A 21,708-nucleotide genomic window follows, 5' to 3' on the forward strand; every position below is an offset into this window, starting at 1 on the left:
ATTTCTCAATTATTATTATTTTCAGAAAATGTAGTGACGGAGTAAAATAAGTATGTTTAAGTATAAATAGAAGAATTTAAAATATTAATATAATATACATCAAGCGGAATGAACATTCATTCCTATTACAGCGAAAGGAGAGGATGAAATGCCCGCAGCAACTTCTGATAAACAGGAGCAGATTATGAAGGCTTCTCTGGACTTATTTATTGAACGGGGTTTTGACGGTACAACGATGCCGATGATTTCGAAAAGAGCCAATGTTGGAGCAGGAACCATTTATCGTTATTTTGATAGTAAAGAAGCTCTTGTGAACATTTTATACCAGCGAAGCCTGACTGCATTTATCGACAAGGTGAATACAAACAGTCCAGACCCTAAAGCAAGCATCAGGGCTTATTTCAAACATGTCTTTTATTGCTTAGTGCTCTTTACAAAAGAGAATCCAAGTGGTCTGTACTTCTTAGAAATTGACAAACGCTCACACTATTTAGATGAGACAAGTAAAGAGAAGATGCAGCAGCTATTAAATGAGCTATTTCATATTTTTGAAGAAGGCAAAAAGAATGGAATTCATCCAAATCTTTCAGGGAGAACGATTTTATCCATTGTATTTGGAGCGTTCGTTCAGCTTCATAAACAGATTCTAGCAGAGGAAATTGAACCAACGATTGAATTTTTAGAAGATATTGAGCAATGCTTATGGCGTGCCATTAGCGTTGCATCATAAAGAAATAAAGGGAGTGGGCACATGCAACAAACATCAATCATTCCAAAACCAAAAACATACGGACCTTTAAAAAATATTCCTCATATCAAAAAAGGAGAGCTTTCTCAAACCTTTTGGCGGCTGGCAGATGAATTAGGAGGGATTTATCAATTTGAATTTTCAGATATAACCGGTGTTTTTGTTTCCAGTCATGAGCTTGTCCAAGAAGTATGTGATGAGAGCCGATTCGATAAATTCATCGGGATTAGTCTTGATAAAGCAAGAGCATTTGCAGGAGATGGCCTATTTACAAGCTGGACAGAAGAACCAAACTGGAGAAAAGCTCATCAAATCTTGATGCCGGCGTTTAGTCAGCAGGCGATGAAGGGCTATCACGAGATGATGCTCGATATTGCAACGCAGCTTGTGCAAAAATGGCAAAGAACAGGCCGCGATGAAGAAATTGAAGTAGCAGAGGATATGACAAAACTCACTTTAGATACAATTGGTCTTTGCGGTTTTGATTTTCGGTTTAACAGCTTTTATAAAGAGAATCAGCATCCATTTATCGAAAGCATGCTGAAAGGCTTAAATGAAGCGATGGACCAATCGAAAAGATGGCCGATTGCAGATAAACTCATGATCAAAAGAAGAAAAGAATTTGAGCAAAATGTCGATTTTATGAAGCGATTAGTAGATGATATTATTCAGGAACGGAAAAAACAAGATAAAATGGGCGATGATTTGCTGTCCCTTATGCTGCATGCGACGGACCCTGAAACAGGTGAGCGTCTGTCCGATGAAAATATCCGTTATCAGATCATTACCTTCTTAATTGCGGGGCATGAAACGACAAGTGGTCTGCTATCATTTGCGATTTATTTCTTATTAAAGAATCCAGAGAAACTAAAGAAAGCCGTCCAAGAAGCAGATGAGGTGCTACAGGACGGTCTGCCGACATTTAAGCAGGTGCAACAGCTAAGCTACACCCGTATGGTGTTACATGAGGCACTTCGACTTTGGCCGACTGCGCCTTCTTTCTCAGTTTACGCTAAAGAGGACACAGTAATCGGAGGGAAATTTCCGATTGAGAAAAACCAAAGTGTGACTGTGCTGCTTCCTAAATTACACCGTGATCAAGCGGTTTGGGGAGAGGATGCGGAAGAATTTAAACCAGAGCGGTTTCTGCACCCTGAAAAAATCCCGCAGCATGCCTACAAGCCTTTTGGGAATGGACAGCGTGCATGTATTGGGATGCAATTTGCCCTTCATGAAGCCACGATGGTTCTGGCGATGGTTCTGCACAACCTTGAACTGATTGACCATACGTCGTATGAACTGGATTTAAAAGAATCCCTGACGATTAAGCCGAATGATTTTAAAATCAAAGTGCGGCCAAGAAAGCAGCAATTCTTTATGGCGCCTCCGAAAGAAGAACCAACAAAAAGCACGGCATCTGCTGAAGCAAAAATAGCGAGTCATGGAACACCGCTACTAGTCTTGTACGGATCAAATCTTGGCACAGCAAAGCAGATGGCAAACGAATTGGCTGAAGACGGAAAAGCAAAAGGGTTTGACGTGACAACGGCACCGCTTGATGATTATACTCGAAAGTTACCAAAGTCAGGAGCAGTTTTAATTGTAACGGCTTCATACAACGGTCATCCGCCTGATCATGCGAAACAGTTTGTGGATTGGGTGACGCAGGATGAGGAGCAAGATCTATCAAACGTGACATTTGCAGTCTTTGGGTGTGGGGATCGAAATTGGGCGAGCACGTATCAGCGTATTCCTCGTCTGATTGATGAAGCACTTGAAAGAAAAGGGGCGAAGCGTGTAACGGATATTGGTGAAGGCGATGCGGGCGGTGATATGGATGAAGATAAAGAAACATTCCAGAAGACAGTCTTCGATGAGCTTGCAAAAGAATTCAATTTAACCTTGCAGGAGAAACGCCAAGAAAAGCCAAACCTATCCATTGCATATACGAATGAGCTAGTGGAACGTCCTGTAGCTAAAACATACGGTGCCTTTTCAGCTGTTGTATTGAAAAATCAAGAATTACAATCTGAAAAAAGTACCCGCCAAACAAGGCATATCGAACTTCAATTACCTGAAGGCAAGCACTATAAAGAAGGAGATCATATCGGAATCGTGCCAAAAAATAGTGCAACACTCGTTCAGCGAGTGACCGATCGTTTTAAGCTGGATCCCAAGCAGCACATGATACTCTCTTCGGAAAGAGAAGCAAGTCATTTACCATTAAATCAGCCAATTCAAGTCGGAGAATTGCTGGCGTCACATGTAGAGTTGCAAGAGCCTGTGACACGTACTCAGCTAAGAGAACTTGCAAAATATACGGTATGCCCACCTCATCGTATTGAACTTGAACAAATGGCGGGAGACATTTATCAAGAAGCTGTATTAAAGAAGCGTGTGACCATGCTGGATTTACTAGAACAATACGAAGCATGTGAACTGCCATTTGATCATTTCTTAGCCCTTTTACCAGGATTGAAGCCTCGTTATTACTCGATCTCCAGTTCGCCAAAGATAGATGAAAAGAGGCTTAGTATCACAGTAGCTGTTGTGAAAGGAAAATCATGGAGCGGACGCGGTGAATACGCAGGCGTCGCATCAAACTATTTATGCGGACTGCAAGAAGGAGATGAAGTGGCCTGCTTCCTTCATGAAGCTCAAGCAGGATTCGAATTGCCGCCTTCTCCTGAAATACCAATGATCATGATTGGACCAGGAACAGGTATCGCCCCGTTTAGAGGGTTCATTCAGGCAAGGGAAGCATGGCAAAATGAAGGGAAGTCGTTAGGTGAAGCCCATCTTTATTTTGGCTGCCGCCACCCGCATGAAGATGATCTGTATTATGACGAAATGCAGCTTGCACAAGAAAAAGGAGTCGTCACCATCCACCGTGCTTACTCTCGCTATGAGGAGCAAAAAGTGTATGTCCAGCACTTCATTAAAAATGATGGAGCCAAGCTCATTGAATTGCTCGACAAAGGCGCCTATCTGTATATTTGCGGGGATGGAAAGGTCATGGCACCAGATGTCGAGGCAACACTTATTGAACTGTATCAGACTGAGAAACAGTGTGCGAAAGAAACAGCTGAACAATGGCTGACATCTCTAGCCAATGACAACAGATATGTAAAAGATGTATGGAGCTGATCATGTTGAAACCGCCAAAATGGCGGTTTTTCTTTTTTCATAGAGAGATCGCTAGAATAAATATTTGGAAGATACGAAACACCTAATTTACAAATGAAATATTTTGTAAAAAATAAGAATATTCTCTCATTTACTCCAATATGAAACAATCGTATCATTTTCGATATAGGACATAAAGGAGGAATATGATGAAAAAGGTGAAAAAATTAATCCCTTCTCTACTCGTTTTTGGTGCTTTAAGTGTGCCTAGTTTTGCCCATGCAGCATCTGATTCAGTACTTACGTCTGATTATGACATGGTGACTTCTGACGGAAAGGTGATTTCTTCAGCTGACTTCCACAACGATATGAAAACCCCCTCATCCTTTGACAAAGTGGATGATCTCTCTTCTACTATTGGCGAAAAAGTAAAACCACTCACAACATATTTAAAAGATTTTCAAACAAAAGTAGTCATTGGAGACGATGGTAGAACAAAAGTGACGAATACAAGAGTAGCCCCCTATAATTCTATTGCTTATATTACATTTGGTGGATCTAGCTGCACCGGAACACTCATTGCTCCAAACAAAATATTGACAAACGGACACTGCGTCTACAATACAGCTACAAGAAGCTATAGTGCAAAAGGGTCTGTCTACCCAGGCATGAATGACAGCACGGCCGTGAACGGCTCAGCAAACATGACCGAATTCTATGTACCAAGCGGATATATCAACACGGGGGCGAGTCAATATGATTTTGCCGTCATTAAAACAGATACGAACATTGGAAATACGGTCGGCTATCGCTCCATTCGTCAAGTGACAAATCTAACAGGTACAACAATTAAAATTTCTGGATATCCAGGTGATAAAATGAGATCGACTGGCAAAGTGTCACAATGGGAAATGTCAGGTCCAGTCACGAGAGAAGATACGAATCTCGCATACTATACGATCGATACATTTAGCGGAAACTCTGGCTCTGCGATGCTAGATCAGAACCAACAAATCGTCGGGGTCCATAATGCGGGTTATTCAAACGGAACGATCAACGGCGGACCAAAAGCGACTGCTGCTTTTGTTGAATTTATCAACTATGCGAAGGCGCAATAGAAATAGAACAATCAGCTTGTTTCCTTTACAGGGGACAGGCTTTTTTTATCGTCAAATGCAGAAAAGTTTCTTTTTTTGTTCATCACTATTTCATATTTAAAAGCTATGCTGAATGAAATAAATGAAAAAGAAAGAAGAGATATGAGTGAAAAATAAAAAAATAGATATGATATTGTTGTTGATTTTATTGATTGCAGCATTTCTCTACACTTATCAAATTTGGCAGAATGACAGTGCCAATCAATATTATTTAGCTGCAGTCAAAAGTATGTCCAAAAGTTTCCATCACTTTTTTTATGCCTCATTTGATGCAGCTGGATTCGTATCAATTGATAAACCACCCGTCGTTTTATGGATTCAAACCATCAGTGCACTTATTTTTGGTTTTCATACATGGAGTGTGATATTGCCGCAGGCACTTGCTGGAGTGGGGTCTGTTCTTCTTCTTTATCTCATGATAAAACCGGCTTTCGGTCAAGGTGCTGCAAGGGTGTCAGCGGCCGTTATGGCTCTCACGCCAATTGCCGCAGCTGTGAGCAGAACAAACAATATCGACAGTATGCTCGTCTTCACATTACTTGCGGGTACGTATTTCTTAATGCGTGCTGTAAAAAGCGGAAAGATGCGCTGGCTTCTTATGGCCTTCGCTTTGGTAGCGGTAGGATTTAATATGAAGATGCTGCAAGCGTTTATGGTCGTTCCAGCATTTATTTTCTACTATTTCATTGCTGCTCGTGTACCGTTAAAAAAGAAAATTTTCTCTCTCTTATGCTCGATCGTCGTATTAGTCTGCTTATCTCTATCGTGGGCAGTTGCTGTAGATATGACAGCTGAAAGTGAGCGCCCTTATGTGGGAAGCAGCCAAACAAATTCAGTGTTAGAACTTGCCTTTGGGTATAACGGCACGGAACGGCTGCTTGGTCAGACGACAGGGAAATCCTTTGGAGACATGAACCAGCAAGCAGGTATGATGATGCCAGACAATTCTGGATTAGGGAATTCGTCAGAGGATCAGTCAAACAGAAATCAGCCGCCTCCATCCCAAAATCAAATGACGCCACCTCAACATGGTCCAGGTGGTGGTTCTCCGCCTGGAAGTGCTGTAGGTCAACAAAGTATGAATATGTATGGTACTGGGAATCCCGGTATATTTCGTTTATTTCAATCTGCATTGTCAGGTCAAATCAGCTGGATGCTGCCGTTTGCTTTGTTTGGACTTTTGGGGATGATCATCAGCTGGTGGAAGGAGAGAAAAGCTCAATTAAATGAATGGAAACAAACGATGTTTTGGACAGCATGGCTGATTCCTGCTGCCGGATTCTTTAGTATTGCGGGTTTCTTTCACCATTACTATCTCATTATGCTTGCCCCGCCTATTGCAGCACTATGCGGCATAGGAGCTAAGAAGATGGGAGAGTTATTTAAGGCTAACAAAGGAGTATCTGCGTATTTGCTTCCAGCAGCAATCGCTGTTACAGCCATCTTCCAAGGGTATATTTTGAGTAACTATACGACTCAAATCAGTAGTATTTGGATGTATGCCATTGCGATTGCGGGAACAAGTATCGCTATCCTATTGCTGATGTACAGAGAAAAACAATTGATCATGAAACGACTGCTCATCACTGCTTTGACAACGCTGTTACTGTTTCCAGGTTTTTGGTCCGCCACCCCAATCATATATGGTGGAAATGCTGTTCTTCCAGAGGCAGGTGTACAGCTGGCTAGTTCACGAGGAGGGAACATGTTTACATCTAGTGTCGATCAAGGCTTACTCACTTATTTAAAGGCTCATCAAACAGGTGAAACGTATTTATTTGCAACGCTTACAACTGTTACCGCAGCGCCATATATCATTGATGAAGATGAGAATGTCATGGCTTTAGGCGGTTTTAATGGGACAGATCCTATTTTGACTGTCAACAAATTAAAAGCACTTATTCAACAAGGAAAGGTGAAATACTTTTTATTACCAGACAATCAGTCATCAGCTAACAGCAAATTGGTTAGCTGGATTAAATCACATGGTACAGTCATCTCATCTGAAGAATATAAACGATCCACATCAGCTGAAGAGGGGATGCCATCCGAGATGTCTTCACAAAACGAAACATTATATAGAGTAGATGAAATATCTTAAGTAGAACAAGGCGAATGATGAAGAGATCATTCGTTTTTTCTTATGGATCAGTATCCAGGAAGATTCAGCTCATGTTTTTCACATGTCATCACTCAGCCACTCATACATTAAAAATGACTCATTCCCTTCAAGTCAACATCATTTCATCAAAAGTATGAGGAGGTCACGAGCTTTTGAAGATGAGAAAAGGCTGGATCGCTGCTGTCGTTCTTTGTTTTGTCATTTGGATGGGTGCGTTATTAGGTGGTTTTGGAGAGGATCGTTCCGCAAAAGGAGCAGATCGTTATGATCATGTGATTCAATTTCCTAAGGAACGATATCCTGAAACAGGCAGTCATATTCAAGAAGCTATTCGAAAAGGGCACTCAGACGTGTGTACCATTGACCGAAATGGGGCAGATGCCCGCAGGCAAGAATCATTAAAAGGAATTCCCACAAAACCTGGTTTTGACCGGGATGAATGGCCGATGGCAGTGTGTCTTGAAGGAGGAAAGGGGGCGAGCGTTCAATATGTCAGTCCATCAGATAATAGAGGCGCTGGTTCATGGGTCGGGCATCAAATCAGCGGGTATCCTGACGGGAAACGAATTTTATTTATTGTCAAATAAACATAGACAAGAGGCTCCTTGAGAGGGGCTTTTTTTGTTCAACAGGAGCGTATTCGAGCTAGCAGGTACAAAAGATTCAGTGGTACAATCAATCCATCAGGTATAAAGAATGACAAGTAGAAAATGTGAAGGGACATATGCTTATGGAAAAGAACCGTGCATTATACGATTTTTTCATGCAACATGCAGAGAAACTGACTGAAGCATGGTATGAATCAATTGAGGATGATGATCCAGAATCCATTTATCGTTCAACAGATTCCAGCATCATAGCAGAGCTTAAACGGCAAAATCAAGATTATTATCAGCATTTTATCCGCGCACTTATTGAAGACAAGACGTATTTACATACGAAATTTAAAAAATGGTCTGAAGACTTAGCAAGTGATCCGAAGCACTTGAACACGCCACTAGATTACGTCGTGAGAGAATATATGTCCAATCAAAGAGTGGTTCTTCATTACTTAAAAGAGTTTATAAAACAGCATCAAGGTGATATTGACATTGACCGAATATTTTATTGGTATGATTTGATATCTGAGGCATTTAACATTTCAATTCATGTCTTTATTCAGCAATATGTGAAAAATACCACCAAAAAACTCGTTGCACAAAGAGACATGATTTATGAGCTGAGTTCCCCAGTCATTGTGTTAAAAAGTCATGTTGCCTTATTGCCTTTAGTTGGAGATATTGACACTGCGCGAGCAAAGATTATCTTAGAAAATACATTAAAACAGTGTTCGCAAAAAGGTGTTCAACATTTATGTATTGATTTATCAGGTGTCGTCATCATTGATACGATGGTAGCACATCAAATCTTTGATCTTGTCACGTCACTTCGGTTAATTGGGGTTGATACGACCATTTCAGGCATTAGACCAGAAATTGCTCAAACGGCTGTACAGCTTGGACTTCCTTTTAATGAATTTCAAACGGCTTCATCACTTGCTCACGCTTTAGATCGTATGACTGAATTTTCATCCAAATAAAAACCAGGCCTAGTAAACGGCCTGGTTTTTATTTAGATCACAGCGTCAATTTTTGTTACTTTCCACTCGTTTTGTACTTTCTCGAAAGTGACAGTACGTTTTACTTTGCGTCCATCAAGTGTTGGAACTGTGAATTCGTATGTGCGGATTGTACTTTTCTTAGAGACGAGTTTAGGTGTTGCCTTATCCCAATTAAGCATATTGTCTCCGTCACCAACTGGCACAGCCATTTTTCCTTTATGAACGATGAACTGATAGTCTTTTAAACCGTGAGTAATGGCATCTTTTGTGAACACTTGAGATAGATAGCTGTTTAGTTTTTTCTTTGTATCAAATGTTTTAGACAGGTAGTTGTAAGTCATATCTTTATAAGTAAATGATTTTAATTTGTAATCTGAATGCTCTTTAATGTTGTAGCCTGACATCGCACTCCAAAAGTGTTCTCTTGCATCAAGGGCAATATGTAACGCTTCTTTATTTGTCAAAGCGGCTGATTTTTTGGAAGCGGCCAGTGTTGTTGTTTGTAATGAGATCATAAGCATAATAGCGGTTAATAAAACAAATAATTTTTTCAAGGCGATTGCCTCCTTTTCTCAATGAAAACTTCTTATGTTACAAATGTTACAATAGTTACAGAGATATTACAAGTATTAAATCTAAATGTTTTTTATTTCTTTTCTTTCTACATATATAACGTTTGAGGGAGACAAAAAGTTTTCATTTTTTTATTTTTTTCTTCCTCATTAGTATTTAACCGTTCTAAAGAAGAATAAAACGTCTTTTGGAAAGATTTCTATTTGTCTCCTCAACACTCTTTTTTTATGTATGACATATACTGTCGTGATGAATGTCTAAGAAAGTGGTGTTTAGTATGTATAATCCATATGAAGGTACGTGGAATGGGTACTTGTACGATCGGCAGGTACAAAGCATGCCGGCGTTTCCTATTTCTCAAGTTGGAGGATTTCCCGGCTTGCCATTCGGAGGGACTGGGCAAGGGCAAGGTGCAGGAGGACAATCGGTCCCGCCAGCCCCGCCGCAGCATATCATCTCGCAATATCAACAAGCAGTTTCTCAGCCTCAAAGTATGCAGCCGCTCATTGCAGGGCAGAGTGTAGGCGGAAGCCAGCAAACGGTTCAATTTGCAGCTGGATGTAATAGAAGGTGGACCATTGTGTTCCTTAGAAACGGTCAAGTATTTCTCATGTATGTTCTTTCGTCGCAACCTTTTGGCCGTACAACGGGTTTTATATGGCCGAACTTTACATTTGGCTCGTTTCCAAGCTCTAGTATTCTTGCATATTCTTGTTCATAAAAGAAAAAGCCGGCTCTCATCAAACGTTGATGAAATACCGGCTTTTTTTAATGAATATTTCTAAATACGCCAATCACTTTACCTAGTATACTCACATTCTGTAAAATAATCGGTTCCATTGATGGATTCTCGGGCTGTAATCTAAAGTGTGTATCTTCCTTATAAAAACGTTTCACTGTTGCTTCATCTTCTTCTGTCATAGCCACCACAATATCTCCATTGTTGGCAGTGCTTTGCTGACGCACAATGACGTAGTCTTTGTCCAAAATACCTGCATCAATCATACTTTCTCCCATAATTTCAAGCATAAAGACTTGTTCATCTGGCGCTGCAAAAGTTTCTGGAAGTGGGAAATATTCTTCTACATTCTCAACAGCCGTGATAGGCAAGCCTGCTGTGACTTTTCCGATGACTGGAACATTCATTACAGCGCTCTTTGGAATATTCATTTCCTCTTCATCTAGTACTTCGATCGCTCTAGGTTTTGTTGGGTCTCTTCTAATTAAACCTTTCGTTTCTAGTCTAGCTAAATGTCCATGGACAGTTGAACTTGATGCTAGACCGACAGCTTCGCCAATTTCACGAACGGATGGGGGATAACCCTTGCTTTTTACTTCTTCTTTTATGAATTTCAGGATATCGAGTTGTCTTTTTGATAGCTTCGTCATCTTTTGCACCTCAAAACGTCAATTTTAAAGAAATTATAGCATGTTTTTCCTAACAGTACAAACATAGGTTCGAAAAAAACGTTTGACAGAAACGTTTGTTCGTATTTATAATGAGTGTCAGAAAGAACGAACACACATTCTATTAGGAGAGATGACATTATGAGGTTAAAGGAATCTATTATTTTTATTGGGCTATTCTCATTCATCGTTGGCATATTTCTCTCACTTATTGCAGTCACTAGCCATAATGATCCAAATCAATATGTTAAAATAGAGGTTCAATCAGGTGATACTCTTTGGGGATTAGCTGATCAAGTAAACGACAGTAAATCAATCGATAAAAATGCTTTTATTGACTGGGTAACTGAACACAATGATCTCGCTTCAACTGACATCCAGCCGGGAGATATCCTTGTCATTCCAGTTAAAAAAGAGCATCCAGTCGTATATCAACTTGCAACAGTACAGTAGAAAGGTCGATTGAAGACATGAATGCAATCATTTATGCGAGAGTAAGTACAGCCAAAGAAGAGCAAGAAACCTCGCTTAAAAGACAAGAAGAAGAACTGCTTGCTTTAGCTGCAGCGCACAAGATGAATGTAGTCAAAGTGATTAAAGAAAAAGCGAGTGGATACGATCTTGATCGTGACGGTGTTTTTGACATGCTGGCTGCGCTGAAAGAGGAAGAAATCGATGCTGTTCTCATTCAAGATGAGACACGCCTTGGAAGAGGGCAGGCGAAAATCGCTCTTCTTCATTGTCTGTTTAAAGAAAAAGTCAAGGTGTACAGCGTATTTCATAGAGGAGAGCTTGAGCTTTCAGAAGCAGACGAGATGGTCATTGAAATTGTAGGCGTTGTAGAAGAGTATCAGCGGAAAATTCATAATTTGAAAATTAAGCGTGGGATGAAAAAAGCTGTTGAGCGAGGGTATCAACCCGAACTAAATTTAAAACATCAAGAGCAAGCGCCTGGCCGCGAACGTATTGAAGTACCGATTTCTGAAATTGTTCGATTAAGAAAAAACAACATGACATTCGCTGAAATTGCAGTGACATTGCAGGCACTTGGTTTTGACATTTCAAAAGCAACCGTCCATAGAAGGTACCAAGAATATGAAAAAGGGCTTGCGACTTAAAGCGTGATTTGTTGTAAAAATGACTGATATTTAGTAGTATGTAGAGAAAATGTTTTAAAGGAGTTTGTCATGATTTCTAAAGAACAGCTTGCAAGAATCAATGAGCTTTCAAAAAAGTCGAAAGAGGCCGGTTTGTCGGACGCTGAGAAAACAGAACAGAAGCAATTAAGAGAGGAATATTTAAAGGCTTTTCGTTCTTCTATGAAAAATACACTCAAAACCGTGAAAATCGTCGATCCAGAAGGAAACGATGTCACACCAGAAAAATTAAAAAGAGAAAGAGACCAGAATCTTCACTAAAGGTCATCATTTCTTGATTTTTGAAAAGATGGGAGGAATATTCTCATCTTTTTTCATATTTGTATAAGTTTTTAGGTGATCGATAAACTAAATGTGACAAAATCCTTCTTTTTCGGCGTGAAATAGTTGTGAAAAAAGGACAGTAGATTTATGATAATGGTGTACACAAGATACGGAAGGGGATTTATATGGAAACGATTGAATTGAAATCTATTGCAACAATACGTACTCTCTCCATAGACGCAATTGAAAAAGCGAATTCCGGTCACCCTGGAATGCCGATGGGCGCTGCACCAATGGCGTACGCTTTATGGACGAATCACTTAAACGTAAGTCCGCAAAATCCAAATTGGTTTAACAGAGACCGTTTTGTGTTATCTGCGGGACATGGCTCTATGCTTTTATATAGCATGCTTCATTTAAGCGGATACAATCTGAGCATCGAAGATTTAAAACAATTCCGCCAATGGGGAAGCAAAACACCTGGACATCCTGAGTTTGGACATACAGAAGGCGTAGATGCGACAACAGGTCCTTTAGGACAAGGGATTGCGATGGCTGTTGGAATGGCACTTGCAGAAAGACATCTTGCAGAAACGTATAACAAAGATAACTTTAATGTTGTGGATCACTATACATACAGCATTTGCGGAGATGGAGACTTAATGGAGGGCATTTCCTCTGAAGCTGCTTCACTTGCTGGTCATTTAGGCTTAGGCCGTTTAATTGTTCTTTATGATTCAAATGACATTTCTTTAGATGGCGACCTCGATCGTTCTTTCTCTGAAAATGTGAAGAATCGTTTTGAAGCGATGAATTGGGAAGTTCTTTATGTAAAAGACGGCAATAACATTGAAGAAGTGACGGCTGCCATTGAAAAAGCCAAACAAAGTACAGACAAACCTACACTTATTGAAGTGAAGACGACAATCGGTTTCGGATCTCCAAACCGTGCGGGAACGTCTGGGGTGCACGGTGCACCGCTTGGCAGTGAGGAAGCGAAGCTAACGAAGGAAGCTTATTCTTGGACGTTTGAAGAAGATTTCCATGTACCTTCTGAAGTGTACGATCATTTCAAAACAGCTGTTAAAGACGCTGGACAGAAAAAAGAAGCAGCGTGGAATGAACTGTTTGAGCAATATGAAAAAGAATATCCAGAACTAGCAGCTCAGCTGAAGCTTGCGATTGAAGGAAAACTTCCTGAGAATTGGGATCAAGAGGTTCCTGTTTATGAAGCAGGTTCAAGCCTTGCCTCTCGTGTCTCTTCGGGAGAAGTATTAAATGGCATTGCTAAACAAGTACCATTCTTTATTGGCGGGTCTGCTGACCTTGCTGGATCAAATAAAACAACCATTAAAGATACAACTGACTTTGGCAGAGAGAATTACGCTGGCAGAAACATTTGGTTTGGTGTGAGAGAATTCGCAATGGGTGCAGCATTAAACGGTATGGCACTTCACGGCGGACTTCGTGTATTCGGCGGAACATTCTTTGTTTTCTCTGACTACTTAAGACCTGCCATTCGTCTTGCTGCATTAATGGGACTTCCTGTCACTTATGTATTTACGCATGACAGCATTGCGGTTGGGGAAGATGGACCAACGCATGAGCCAGTTGAACAGCTCGCTTCATTACGTGCGATGCCTAACCTTTCTGTGATTCGTCCAGCTGATGGAAACGAAACAGCTGCAGCATGGAAAATTGCTGTATCTTCAACGAATAAACCGACAGCGCTTGTTCTTACTCGTCAAAACCTTCCAACGATTGATCAAGCACCAGAGAAGGCGTATGAAGGCGTAGAAAAAGGTGGATATGTCGTCGTTGAAGCAGCTGATGCACAGCCAGAAGCTCTTCTACTTGCTTCAGGATCTGAAGTAGGTTTAGCCATTGAAGCGCAAAAAGCACTTGAAAAAGAAGGCATTCGCGTTTCTGTCGTGAGCTTACCTGCATGGGATCGCTTTGATGAGCAGTCAGACGAATACAAAGAGTCCGTTCTTCCTAAAGCAGTGAGAGCACGTGTTGCAATCGAAATGGGTGCTTCACTTGGCTGGGAACGTTACACTGGCCTTGATGGCGATGTGATTGCGATTGATAAATTTGGCGCTTCTGCACCAGGCGAAACCATTATTGAAAAATACGGTTTCACTATCAGCAACGTGGTGAGCCGCGTAAAAGCAAAGCTGAATAAATAATCAGTCTCCAAGCATCATGCTTTTTTGCAGTCGGTTTGCAGAGCTTTTCACTATGCTCTGCAAACTTTTTTCTTTTTTCTTGTTTTTTTGACAAAACTAGTTTCTTCTTGCTTCATATATAGACAATTCTTTCTTTCACATTTTTGTATAATACAAGCAATAAGCGAGATTGACGAAATGTGAAAGGAAGGGATAGACATGGAACGCCATTATTATATTTATTGGATTGAGGATGAGTTTGCTCATCATTATTTTGGTAGAGAATCTATTTTGTTTCATTTGTTTGAATCGTTACACTGGACGAACCGCAGTGATGACGAATTAGTCATGCTTGTTAAGCAAGTGGATTATGTAACGAAACGAATCCCTGCTTTTCATATGCACCAGCGTTTAATGAACAATTTAACCAACATTCACTATACACAAATAGGCTCAATATACAGTGCATCGCTGCCAGATGGAAAAGGCACAGCCGCATTCATTATAAAAGACCGTTACATTCAAATGTCTGCCACAGGCAGTTATGAGGCAGAAGCGGTGTTTTTTGAAGTGCTCAGAAAAATTAGTCCTTGTTTCCTGGCTATGGACTTTGGATCAAAGAAGCATGGGTGGCTCAATCCGGTAAAAGTGATGAATTTTGTTTAAAAAAATAAAATTGAACGTGAAATGTTGTATAATAGCCTTTTGTTTAGTACACTTTATACGAGACAACATGAAGGAGGAAGAATTATGGATTTATGGGTTGTCATCCTTGTAGGCGTTGTTGCACTGCTTGCAGGAGTTGCACTCGGATTCTTTATTGCTCGTAAGTATATGATGAGCTACTTGAAAAAGAATCCACCAATTAATGAACAAATGCTTCGAATGATGATGATGCAAATGGGCATGAAACCGTCCCAAAAGAAAATCAATCAAATGATGAAAGCCATGAACAACCAAGCGAAATAATACGTACGTTATTATGATCATAGATGGAACATGGTCCCTAAAGATTGGACAAGCGATGTCCTTTCTTTATTGAAGTCACCTTCATCAGACGCATAAAACCACTGTACTTGCATGAATAAAGCAGGGAAAGTGGTTTTTATTTTGCCGTGAACCGTCCGTTAAAGACAAAACAAAAAACCCCTGTGAGCAGAGGTTTTCGTTTCTTTTATTGTCACACATATCAACTTTTCTAAAATCGTGCGGCATTTGTTTCTATCTTGAGATATCATTAGTTGGCTGAGTTTGAGTGTAAGTGTCGTTGATATTGTAAGAGGAGATGATCTAGCTGCTGGCTATGTTCGATGGTCACTGTTGATGTCATCCCATTATGCAAGACAACTTTCATCAACTCTTCTCTTTTTTCTTCAATTTGAGTTAATAATGATGTTTTTACCAAAGTCATGTTCCTTTCATGCAAATCTTGATAAAAAGAATCGGTTCTATTATATCCATTTTAAGGTTTATTTTCAAATTTAAAGGGTTTGGTATCTTGATGTCAAATTAAATTATATAAGGTTTTAAGAGATTAGACCATCTTTATTGAGATGATGTAAAAAAAATGAAATGAATTTGTCATCTCTTATTGTATATTGTAAGAAGGGGGTGTTCTTTTGTCAGATTTGAATTACTTTTTAGCGTTTGGAGCAGGGTTTCTTTCTTTTATCTCACCGTGCTGTCTGCCACTTTATCCAGCCTTTTTATCCTATATTACGGGCGTTAGTATAGATGAAGTGAAATCTGAGAAGGTGATGCTGAGAAGGAGAAGTCTTCTTCATACATTATTCTTTTTAATTGGATTCTCTCTCATTTTTATTGCCATTGGATTTGGGACATCGTTTGTTGGGAAGTTTTTCATTGAATATCAAGATGCGATTCGTCAAATTGGTGCCATTCTCATTATTTTCTTTGGCTTTATGATTCTTGGTGTATTTCAGCCTTCTTTTTTAATGGGAGAAAAGAGGTTGCAGTTTAAGAATCGTCCAGCCGGTTTTTTTGGATCGATTCTCATCGGAATGGGTTTTGCTGCTGGTTGGACACCATGTACCGGCCCGATTTTATCAGCCGTCATCACACTTGCCAGCAACAAGCCAGAGTCCGCTGTGACCTACATGATTGCGTATGTATTAGGTTTTGCTATCCCATTTTTTGTTCTTTCCTTTTTCATCACAAAAATGGCTTGGATCAGAAAGCGTCAGCAGCTCATTATGAAAACTGGCGGGATTATTATGATCGTGGTAGGAATCTTGCTGTTCTTTGATCTTCTGACATGGATCATTATTATGTTCTCATCATTATTTGGAGGATTTACTGGTTTTTGAAATCGTTTTCTACAGTCGCGGCGAATGGTTTTTTTTCGTCAATTGGAGTATATTATACATAGGCTGACCTTAAAGAATAAAGGAATGATTTGATATGATGATCATAATTTCTTCTATAGTGGCGGTATGTATGGCGGTAGCCGTCATGTTTATTCGCATTAAATCATCTGCAAAACCTGCAACCGCGAAAAAAATTATTTTACCTCCTATCTTTATGAGCACTGGTGCACTGATGTTTTTTGTGCCAATGTTTCAAGTAACTGGAGCTGAATTTTTAGAGGCGATTACTGTAGGGATGTTTTTCTCTATCTTTTTAATTAAAACATCGAAATTTGAAATTAGAGGCAATGAAATCTATTTGAAGCGTTCAAAAGCATTTGTGTTTATTCTCATTGGACTTCTTGTCCTTCGTATCGGAATGAAGACGATTTTAAGCTCTTCTATTGATTATGGTGCGCTCAGCGGGATGTTTTGGATTCTAGCCTTTGGCATGATTGTCCCTTGGCGGATTGCGATGTATTTGTCGTTTAGAAAGATATCTAAACAATTAGATGTGCAGCAGGCCCAAATAAATTAAACCTCCTTTTTAAAAAGGAGGTTATTTTAATAAAGATTCATATGGTGAATGGTCGATCTTTTTTTCTTGAAGGCGCTTTAGTAGAAATTTATGATCCCGCTTCGGTGTAGCGATAATATAGCCGCGAATGATTAAGTCTAAATTAATGCTGGCCGCTTGTTCTTTAAGTGCCAGCTCGCCAATTTTACCGGCGATTTTTTCTTTGGCGACATCTCTAAACAGCTCTGGAACCGGTAATACTAGCTCATTTAATAGCTGTTTGTCTTCATCGCGCCATAGGTGCAGGCTCTTTTGAATATATTCATCCTGCCAATCAAGCTCTGATTTCCCGTCTTCTTTCGGCAATCGTTTTAAAAACTTGCGAAACATAAAAAAGCCACCGATTGCTAGTAATCCAATCATCACTGTACCCCAAAATAAAATGAACCACAAAAACCAGCCGCTTAACATGTTCTCACTCCCTATATCCCTTCTCTCTATTCTATTTTACATGAAGGGAAGGTAGAAGAAAATAACAAAAATGTATGTGTTTTTTTCTATAAACGCTTTTTTGATCAAGAGACGCCCATTTACTAGAATGACCCAAACCATTTAGTAGAAAAGGAATACATTATTGTATAGCGACTCTACTATTTGGCCATGGTGGTTCGCACAAGGTATTGACTTGAAACGAACGGAAGAGAGCCCGCCTGTATACAGGCGGGCTCTTAATGTTTGAAGTGCGGCATTTGAAAGGAAAATGCTCCGTCTTGACGATGGGCATCCTTTTTAATTTTGATTGATATGATTCGGTTTTCGTAATCTGTATCAATGTCTTTGTCATTCAAATAAAAAGGGAGCATGACACTTTTTTCAATCGGCTGTTCTCTTTCATCAATCAAATAAGCGAGGATGAGCTCACATCCGGAAAAGGTCAGTTTTAAATCAGTGATCGATAGGGTGGAGAGGTCGATCTCAATAATATAATCACGGCTCGTTTCGTAAAGATCTATTGGGAGCTGTTCGTCATACCATGCAAAAGGATCGTCCATTAATACATTCAGCCAATCATCTATTTCAAGAAAATCAGAGGAATTCACTTGCTTTTCATTCTCCATAAACACTCCTCCATCACATCTCATAATAAATCATATGATGAAAGCTGAAATGTGTGAAAGACCTAAAACATCCCGTTTGGTCACGGGCTTAAGAGAGAATGTTTACATATCATGATGTGAATTGTGCTTTTGTCTTGTATGGTTGCGGTTTTTCACTTTTTTACTGCCTGATAGTGGCTCAGGCTGCCCGCCTTGATGCTCTTTAGGAGAGTTTTGACGTATGTCTTTCCCTGTGTTTTTGTTCGTCATCATTTCTTACTCCTTTCTTATTGGTTTTTTTTACGCTTTTTATTGTTTTGCTTTTGTTCTTCTGTTAAAACGAGCTGATCATTTTCTATATAACCTGCACCATTTCCTTGGCTTTTGGCTGCGTTCATGCCGTCAATGACATGATTTGCTTTTCTTTTTGTCATGTTCTATCACCTCAGCATTAGTATGAACCCGTGCTACTCAGTTTATGAAGAGTAATCATTTCCTTATGATAAGCTAAACTTATTGAATTTAATAAAAGCATTGTTATTTACTTATGTATGAATTTGTTTTAAGATGAAATTGTGAGAAAATTGTGGTGAAATACGACGATTTTTCTGAGAATTGAAATTGATCTTGATCATCAAAAGGGGGATTTTGGACATGTCGAAACAGCAGCAAGTCGCTAAACAAGACGCTTTTCAATCTAGAAAAACGTTTTCGACAAATGGGAAAACGTATCACTATTATTCGTTAGAAGCACTAGAGAAACAAGGAATCGGAAATGTTTCTAAGCTGCCTTATTCCATTAAGGTACTGTTAGAATCAGTGCTTCGCCAAGTAGACGGTAGAGTGATCAAAAAGGAACACGTTGAGAACTTGGCAAAATGGGGAACTGCCGAGGTAAAAGAAATTGATGTTCCATTTAAACCTTCTCGTGTTATTTTACAAGACTTCACGGGTGTACCAGCCGTCGTTGACCTTGCTTCTTTAAGAAAAGCAATGGCAGATGTGGGCGGAGACCCAGATAAAATCAACCCTGAAATTCCAGTTGACCTGGTCATTGACCACTCTGTACAAGTCGATAAAGCTGGAACTGAAGATGCATTAAACATTAACATGGATTTAGAATTCGAACGTAACGCAGAGCGCTATAACTTCCTTAGTTGGGCAAAGAAAGCGTTTAACAATTATCAAGCTGTTCCGCCTGCAACAGGGATCGTTCACCAAGTGAACTTAGAGTATCTTGCAAGTGTTGTTCATGCAATCGAAGAAGATGGCGAGATCATCACTTACCCAGATACATTAGTTGGTACTGACTCACATACAACAATGATTAACGGTATCGGTGTACTTGGATGGGGCGTTGGCGGTATCGAAGCAGAAGCTGGAATGCTCGGTCAGCCTTCATACTTCCCAGTACCAGAAGTCATTGGTGCTAAATTAGTTGGAGAGCTTCCAAACGGAACGACTGCAACTGACCTCGCACTAAAAGTGACACAAGTTCTGCGTGAAAAAGGCGTAGTGAACAAATTCGTTGAGTTCTTCGGACCTGGAGTTGCACAGCTGCCGTTAGCGGATCGTGCAACGATTGCAAACATGGCGCCTGAATACGGTGCTACTTGCGGATTCTTCCCAGTAGATGAAGAAGCGCTAGCTTACCTTCGCCTTACTGGACGTGATGAAGAGCAAATTAATATCGTTGAAGAATATTCTCGCGCAAATGGCTTATTCTATACGCCAGATGCAGAAGAGCCAATCTTTACTGATGTTGTGGAAATTGATCTTTCTCAAATTGAATCAAACTTATCTGGTCCAAAGCGTCCACAAGATTTGATTCCACTTTCTAAAATGAAAGAAACGTTCCATCAGCACATTGAAAGCCCAGCTGGTAACCAAGGGTTTGGCTTAGAAAAATCAGAGCTGGATAAACAAATTGAATTTGATCTAGCAAATGGTGAAAAAGCTGTGATGAAGACAGGTGCGATTGCCATTGCAGCGATTACGAGCTGTACGAATACATCGAACCCATACGTCTTAATCGGAGCAGGTCTTGTTGCGAAGAAAGCAAGTGAGCTTGGCATGAAGGTTCCAAACTACGTGAAAACGTCACTAGCGCCAGGTTCTAAGGTTGTAACAGGATACCTCGTGAACTCAGGACTTCTTCCATACTTAAGAGACCTCGGATTTAACATCGTTGGGTATGGCTGTACAACTTGTATCGGAAACTCAGGACCGCTTGCACAAGAAATTGAGGATGCTGTCTCTGAAAATGATCTGCTGATCACTTCTGTTTTATCAGGTAACCGTAACTTTGAAGGACGTATCCATCCGCTTGTGAAAGGAAACTACCTTGCATCTCCACCATTAGTTGTGGCGTATGCACTTGCTGGTACGGTGAATATTGATTTAACAAAAGATCCGATCGGTGTCGATAAAAATGGTGAGAACGTTTATTTCAATGACATTTGGCCATCAATGGACGAAATCAACAGTGTTGTGAAAAGCACAGTTACTCCTGAACTCTTCCGTTCAGAGTATGAAACTGTATTTGACAGCAATGACCGTTGGAATGAAATTAAAACGACGGACGATGCATTGTATAAATGGGATGAAGATTCCACATACATTGCAAACCCGCCATTCTTCGAAAACTTATCAGTTGAACCTGGTAAAGTTGAACCGCTTAAAGGATTGCGCGTCGTTGCCAAGTTCGGTGACTCTGTCACAACAGACCATATTTCTCCTGCTGGAGCGATTGGTAAAGACACACCTGCAGGTAAATACTTGCAAGAAAGAGGCGTATCGCCTAGAGACTTTAACTCATACGGATCTCGCCGTGGTAACCACCATGTTATGATGAGAGGTACTTTTGCAAACATCCGCATTAAAAACCAAATCGCACCAGGAACAGAAGGCGGGTATACAACGTACTGGCCAACTGGTGAAGTGACATCGATTTATGATGCATGCATGCGTTATAAAGAAGATGGAACTGGTCTTGCGATCTTAGCAGGTAAAGATTACGGAATGGGCTCTTCTCGTGACTGGGCTGCAAAAGGAACAAATCTTCTTGGAATTAAATTCGTTCTAGCGGAAAGCTTTGAGCGTATCCACAGAAGTAACCTTGTCTTCATGGGTGTACTTCCTTTACAGTTTAAAGATGGAGAAAGTGCAGAAACTTATGGACTAACAGGAACAGAAACATTCGAAGTAGATGTTGATGAAACAGTTCGTCCGCGTGATCTTGTCACTGTAAAAGCAATTGATACAGATGGCAACGAGAAAACATTTGAAGTAATTGTTCGCTTTGACAGTGAAGTCGAAATTGACTACTACCGTCATGGTGGTATCCTTCAAATGGTACTGCGTGAAAAATTGGCAAGCAACTAATAAAGCAAAGAAGAGAAGGCGC

General features: G+C 40.2%; 23 protein-coding genes. 16 read left to right on the forward strand and 7 right to left on the reverse strand.

What is annotated here, in order from left to right; all coding sequences use genetic code 11:
• The first annotated feature begins 148 nt into the window (after positions 1–148).
• The 6 genes from MHI58_RS09455 to MHI58_RS09480 all read left to right on the forward strand — a co-directional run bounded on the left by MHI58_RS09455 (position 149) and on the right by MHI58_RS09480 (position 8,732).
• The gene (locus MHI58_RS09455; RefSeq protein WP_045034806.1) at positions 149–730 is read left to right on the forward strand and encodes a TetR/AcrR family transcriptional regulator; all 582 of its coding nucleotides are present in this window, start codon (positions 149–151) and stop codon (positions 728–730) included.
• 21 nt (positions 731–751) lie between these two features.
• The gene (locus MHI58_RS09460) at positions 752–3,895 is read left to right on the forward strand and encodes a bifunctional cytochrome P450/NADPH--P450 reductase (RefSeq protein ID WP_045034805.1); all 3,144 of its coding nucleotides are present in this window, start codon (positions 752–754) and stop codon (positions 3,893–3,895) included.
• A gap of 188 nt (positions 3,896–4,083) precedes the next feature.
• Positions 4,084–4,992: a serine protease gene (locus MHI58_RS09465; protein WP_045034804.1), complete on the forward strand. Its 909-nt coding sequence runs from the start codon at positions 4,084–4,086 to the stop codon at positions 4,990–4,992.
• Between the two features lie 145 nt (positions 4,993–5,137).
• Positions 5,138–7,132 carry a glycosyltransferase family 39 protein gene (locus tag MHI58_RS09470; RefSeq protein ID WP_368004440.1) on the forward strand — a complete coding sequence of 665 codons (1,995 nt, stop codon included), beginning with the start codon at positions 5,138–5,140 and terminating at the stop codon, positions 7,130–7,132.
• Between the two features lie 227 nt (positions 7,133–7,359).
• On the forward strand, positions 7,360–7,740 hold the full coding sequence (locus MHI58_RS09475; protein WP_224559893.1) for a NucA/NucB deoxyribonuclease domain-containing protein: 381 nt from the start codon (positions 7,360–7,362) through the stop codon (positions 7,738–7,740).
• 143 nt (positions 7,741–7,883) lie between these two features.
• On the forward strand, positions 7,884–8,732 hold the full coding sequence (locus MHI58_RS09480) for an STAS domain-containing protein (protein WP_045034802.1): 849 nt from the start codon (positions 7,884–7,886) through the stop codon (positions 8,730–8,732).
• Between the two features lie 32 nt (positions 8,733–8,764).
• Here MHI58_RS09480 and MHI58_RS09485 read toward each other — a convergent pair whose 3' ends face one another.
• Positions 8,765–9,307, reverse strand: coding sequence for an IseA DL-endopeptidase inhibitor family protein (locus tag MHI58_RS09485; RefSeq protein ID WP_017359584.1), 543 nt, complete (start codon positions 9,305–9,307; stop codon positions 8,765–8,767).
• Positions 9,308–9,603: 296 nt separating this feature from the next.
• Here MHI58_RS09485 and MHI58_RS09490 point away from each other — a divergent pair, with 296 nt between their 5' ends.
• On the forward strand, positions 9,604–10,047 hold the full coding sequence (locus MHI58_RS09490) for a hypothetical protein (RefSeq protein ID WP_008343821.1): 444 nt from the start codon (positions 9,604–9,606) through the stop codon (positions 10,045–10,047).
• 47 nt (positions 10,048–10,094) lie between these two features.
• On the opposite strand, the gene lexA is transcribed toward MHI58_RS09490, so the two are convergent.
• Complete coding sequence (gene lexA / locus MHI58_RS09495) at positions 10,095–10,715, reverse strand: transcriptional repressor LexA (RefSeq protein ID WP_007499350.1); 621 nt, start codon at positions 10,713–10,715, stop codon at positions 10,095–10,097.
• A 159-nt stretch (positions 10,716–10,874) separates the two neighbouring features.
• Between lexA and yneA the strand changes: the two genes are divergently transcribed.
• The 6 genes from yneA to MHI58_RS09525 all read left to right on the forward strand — a co-directional run bounded on the left by yneA (position 10,875) and on the right by MHI58_RS09525 (position 15,291).
• Positions 10,875–11,186: a cell division suppressor protein YneA gene (yneA, locus tag MHI58_RS09500; RefSeq protein WP_007499348.1), complete on the forward strand. Its 312-nt coding sequence runs from the start codon at positions 10,875–10,877 to the stop codon at positions 11,184–11,186.
• A gap of 17 nt (positions 11,187–11,203) precedes the next feature.
• Positions 11,204–11,851 carry a recombinase family protein gene (locus tag MHI58_RS09505; RefSeq protein WP_017359583.1) on the forward strand — a complete coding sequence of 216 codons (648 nt, stop codon included), beginning with the start codon at positions 11,204–11,206 and terminating at the stop codon, positions 11,849–11,851.
• A 69-nt stretch (positions 11,852–11,920) separates the two neighbouring features.
• Entirely contained in the window at positions 11,921–12,151 is a 231-nt protein-coding gene (locus tag MHI58_RS09510) for a DUF896 domain-containing protein (protein WP_008343816.1), read from the forward strand.
• Positions 12,152–12,339: 188 nt separating this feature from the next.
• Complete coding sequence (gene tkt, locus MHI58_RS09515; RefSeq protein WP_045034801.1) at positions 12,340–14,343, forward strand: transketolase; 2,004 nt, start codon at positions 12,340–12,342, stop codon at positions 14,341–14,343.
• 198 nt (positions 14,344–14,541) lie between these two features.
• On the forward strand, positions 14,542–14,988 hold the full coding sequence (sirA, locus tag MHI58_RS09520; protein WP_041507216.1) for a sporulation inhibitor of replication protein SirA: 447 nt from the start codon (positions 14,542–14,544) through the stop codon (positions 14,986–14,988).
• Positions 14,989–15,072: 84 nt separating this feature from the next.
• A complete protein-coding gene (locus tag MHI58_RS09525) occupies positions 15,073–15,291 on the forward strand; it encodes a YneF family protein (RefSeq protein ID WP_003212379.1) in 219 nt (72 codons plus the stop codon).
• Positions 15,292–15,559: 268 nt separating this feature from the next.
• Here the strand turns inward: MHI58_RS09525 and MHI58_RS09530 are convergent, their stop codons facing one another.
• Positions 15,560–15,727: an aspartyl-phosphate phosphatase Spo0E family protein gene (locus tag MHI58_RS09530; protein WP_008343814.1), complete on the reverse strand. Its 168-nt coding sequence runs from the start codon at positions 15,725–15,727 to the stop codon at positions 15,560–15,562.
• 214 nt (positions 15,728–15,941) lie between these two features.
• On the opposite strand from MHI58_RS09530, the gene MHI58_RS09535 reads away from it, so the two are divergent.
• A complete protein-coding gene (locus tag MHI58_RS09535) occupies positions 15,942–16,649 on the forward strand; it encodes a cytochrome c biogenesis CcdA family protein (protein WP_008343813.1) in 708 nt (235 codons plus the stop codon).
• A 94-nt stretch (positions 16,650–16,743) separates the two neighbouring features.
• Entirely contained in the window at positions 16,744–17,226 is a 483-nt protein-coding gene (locus MHI58_RS09540) for a CcdC family protein (protein WP_041507215.1), read from the forward strand.
• A gap of 21 nt (positions 17,227–17,247) precedes the next feature.
• Here the strand turns inward: MHI58_RS09540 and MHI58_RS09545 are convergent, their stop codons facing one another.
• The 4 genes from MHI58_RS09545 to sspO form a co-directional block, all read right to left on the reverse strand.
• Positions 17,248–17,676, reverse strand: coding sequence for a DUF2621 domain-containing protein (locus MHI58_RS09545; RefSeq protein WP_007499335.1), 429 nt, complete (start codon positions 17,674–17,676; stop codon positions 17,248–17,250).
• A 257-nt stretch (positions 17,677–17,933) separates the two neighbouring features.
• A complete protein-coding gene (locus tag MHI58_RS09550) occupies positions 17,934–18,323 on the reverse strand; it encodes an Hsp20/alpha crystallin family protein (protein ID WP_025207398.1) in 390 nt (129 codons plus the stop codon).
• Between the two features lie 102 nt (positions 18,324–18,425).
• Positions 18,426–18,572 carry a small acid-soluble spore protein P gene (locus MHI58_RS09555; RefSeq protein ID WP_003211331.1) on the reverse strand — a complete coding sequence of 49 codons (147 nt, stop codon included), beginning with the start codon at positions 18,570–18,572 and terminating at the stop codon, positions 18,426–18,428.
• 17 nt (positions 18,573–18,589) lie between these two features.
• A complete protein-coding gene (gene sspO, locus MHI58_RS09560; RefSeq protein ID WP_017359581.1) occupies positions 18,590–18,736 on the reverse strand; it encodes a small acid-soluble spore protein O in 147 nt (48 codons plus the stop codon).
• A 220-nt stretch (positions 18,737–18,956) separates the two neighbouring features.
• Between sspO and acnA the strand changes: the two genes are divergently transcribed.
• Positions 18,957–21,686 carry an aconitate hydratase AcnA gene (gene acnA / locus MHI58_RS09565; protein ID WP_039167737.1) on the forward strand — a complete coding sequence of 910 codons (2,730 nt, stop codon included), beginning with the start codon at positions 18,957–18,959 and terminating at the stop codon, positions 21,684–21,686.
• The last annotated feature ends 22 nt before the right edge of the window (positions 21,687–21,708 follow it).

The organism is Bacillus sp. FSL K6-2869, from assembly GCF_040869405.1.
GTDB lineage: Bacteria > Bacillota > Bacilli > Bacillales > Bacillaceae > Bacillus > Bacillus altitudinis.

Coding starts and splice junctions, on each gene's coding strand:
- tkt (WP_045034801.1), top strand. CDS start 12,340: ATGGAAACGATTGAATTGAAATCTATTGCAACAATACGTACTCTCTCC.
- lexA (WP_007499350.1), bottom strand. CDS start 10,715: ATGACGAAGCTATCAAAAAGACAACTCGATATCCTGAAATTCATAAAA.
- MHI58_RS09545 (WP_007499335.1), bottom strand. CDS start 17,676: ATGTTAAGCGGCTGGTTTTTGTGGTTCATTTTATTTTGGGGTACAGTG.
- MHI58_RS09460 (WP_045034805.1), top strand. CDS start 752: ATGCAACAAACATCAATCATTCCAAAACCAAAAACATACGGACCTTTA.
- MHI58_RS09455 (WP_045034806.1), top strand. CDS start 149: ATGCCCGCAGCAACTTCTGATAAACAGGAGCAGATTATGAAGGCTTCT.
- acnA (WP_039167737.1), top strand. CDS start 18,957: ATGTCGAAACAGCAGCAAGTCGCTAAACAAGACGCTTTTCAATCTAGA.
- MHI58_RS09555 (WP_003211331.1), bottom strand. CDS start 18,572: ATGACGAACAAAAACACAGGGAAAGACATACGTCAAAACTCTCCTAAA.
- sspO (WP_017359581.1), bottom strand. CDS start 18,736: ATGACAAAAAGAAAAGCAAATCATGTCATTGACGGCATGAACGCAGCC.
- MHI58_RS09505 (WP_017359583.1), top strand. CDS start 11,204: ATGAATGCAATCATTTATGCGAGAGTAAGTACAGCCAAAGAAGAGCAA.
- sirA (WP_041507216.1), top strand. CDS start 14,542: ATGGAACGCCATTATTATATTTATTGGATTGAGGATGAGTTTGCTCAT.
- MHI58_RS09525 (WP_003212379.1), top strand. CDS start 15,073: ATGGATTTATGGGTTGTCATCCTTGTAGGCGTTGTTGCACTGCTTGCA.
- MHI58_RS09490 (WP_008343821.1), top strand. CDS start 9,604: ATGTATAATCCATATGAAGGTACGTGGAATGGGTACTTGTACGATCGG.
- yneA (WP_007499348.1), top strand. CDS start 10,875: ATGAGGTTAAAGGAATCTATTATTTTTATTGGGCTATTCTCATTCATC.
- MHI58_RS09475 (WP_224559893.1), top strand. CDS start 7,360: ATGGGTGCGTTATTAGGTGGTTTTGGAGAGGATCGTTCCGCAAAAGGA.
- MHI58_RS09465 (WP_045034804.1), top strand. CDS start 4,084: ATGAAAAAGGTGAAAAAATTAATCCCTTCTCTACTCGTTTTTGGTGCT.
- MHI58_RS09550 (WP_025207398.1), bottom strand. CDS start 18,323: ATGGAGAATGAAAAGCAAGTGAATTCCTCTGATTTTCTTGAAATAGAT.
- MHI58_RS09480 (WP_045034802.1), top strand. CDS start 7,884: ATGGAAAAGAACCGTGCATTATACGATTTTTTCATGCAACATGCAGAG.
- MHI58_RS09540 (WP_041507215.1), top strand. CDS start 16,744: ATGATGATCATAATTTCTTCTATAGTGGCGGTATGTATGGCGGTAGCC.
- MHI58_RS09510 (WP_008343816.1), top strand. CDS start 11,921: ATGATTTCTAAAGAACAGCTTGCAAGAATCAATGAGCTTTCAAAAAAG.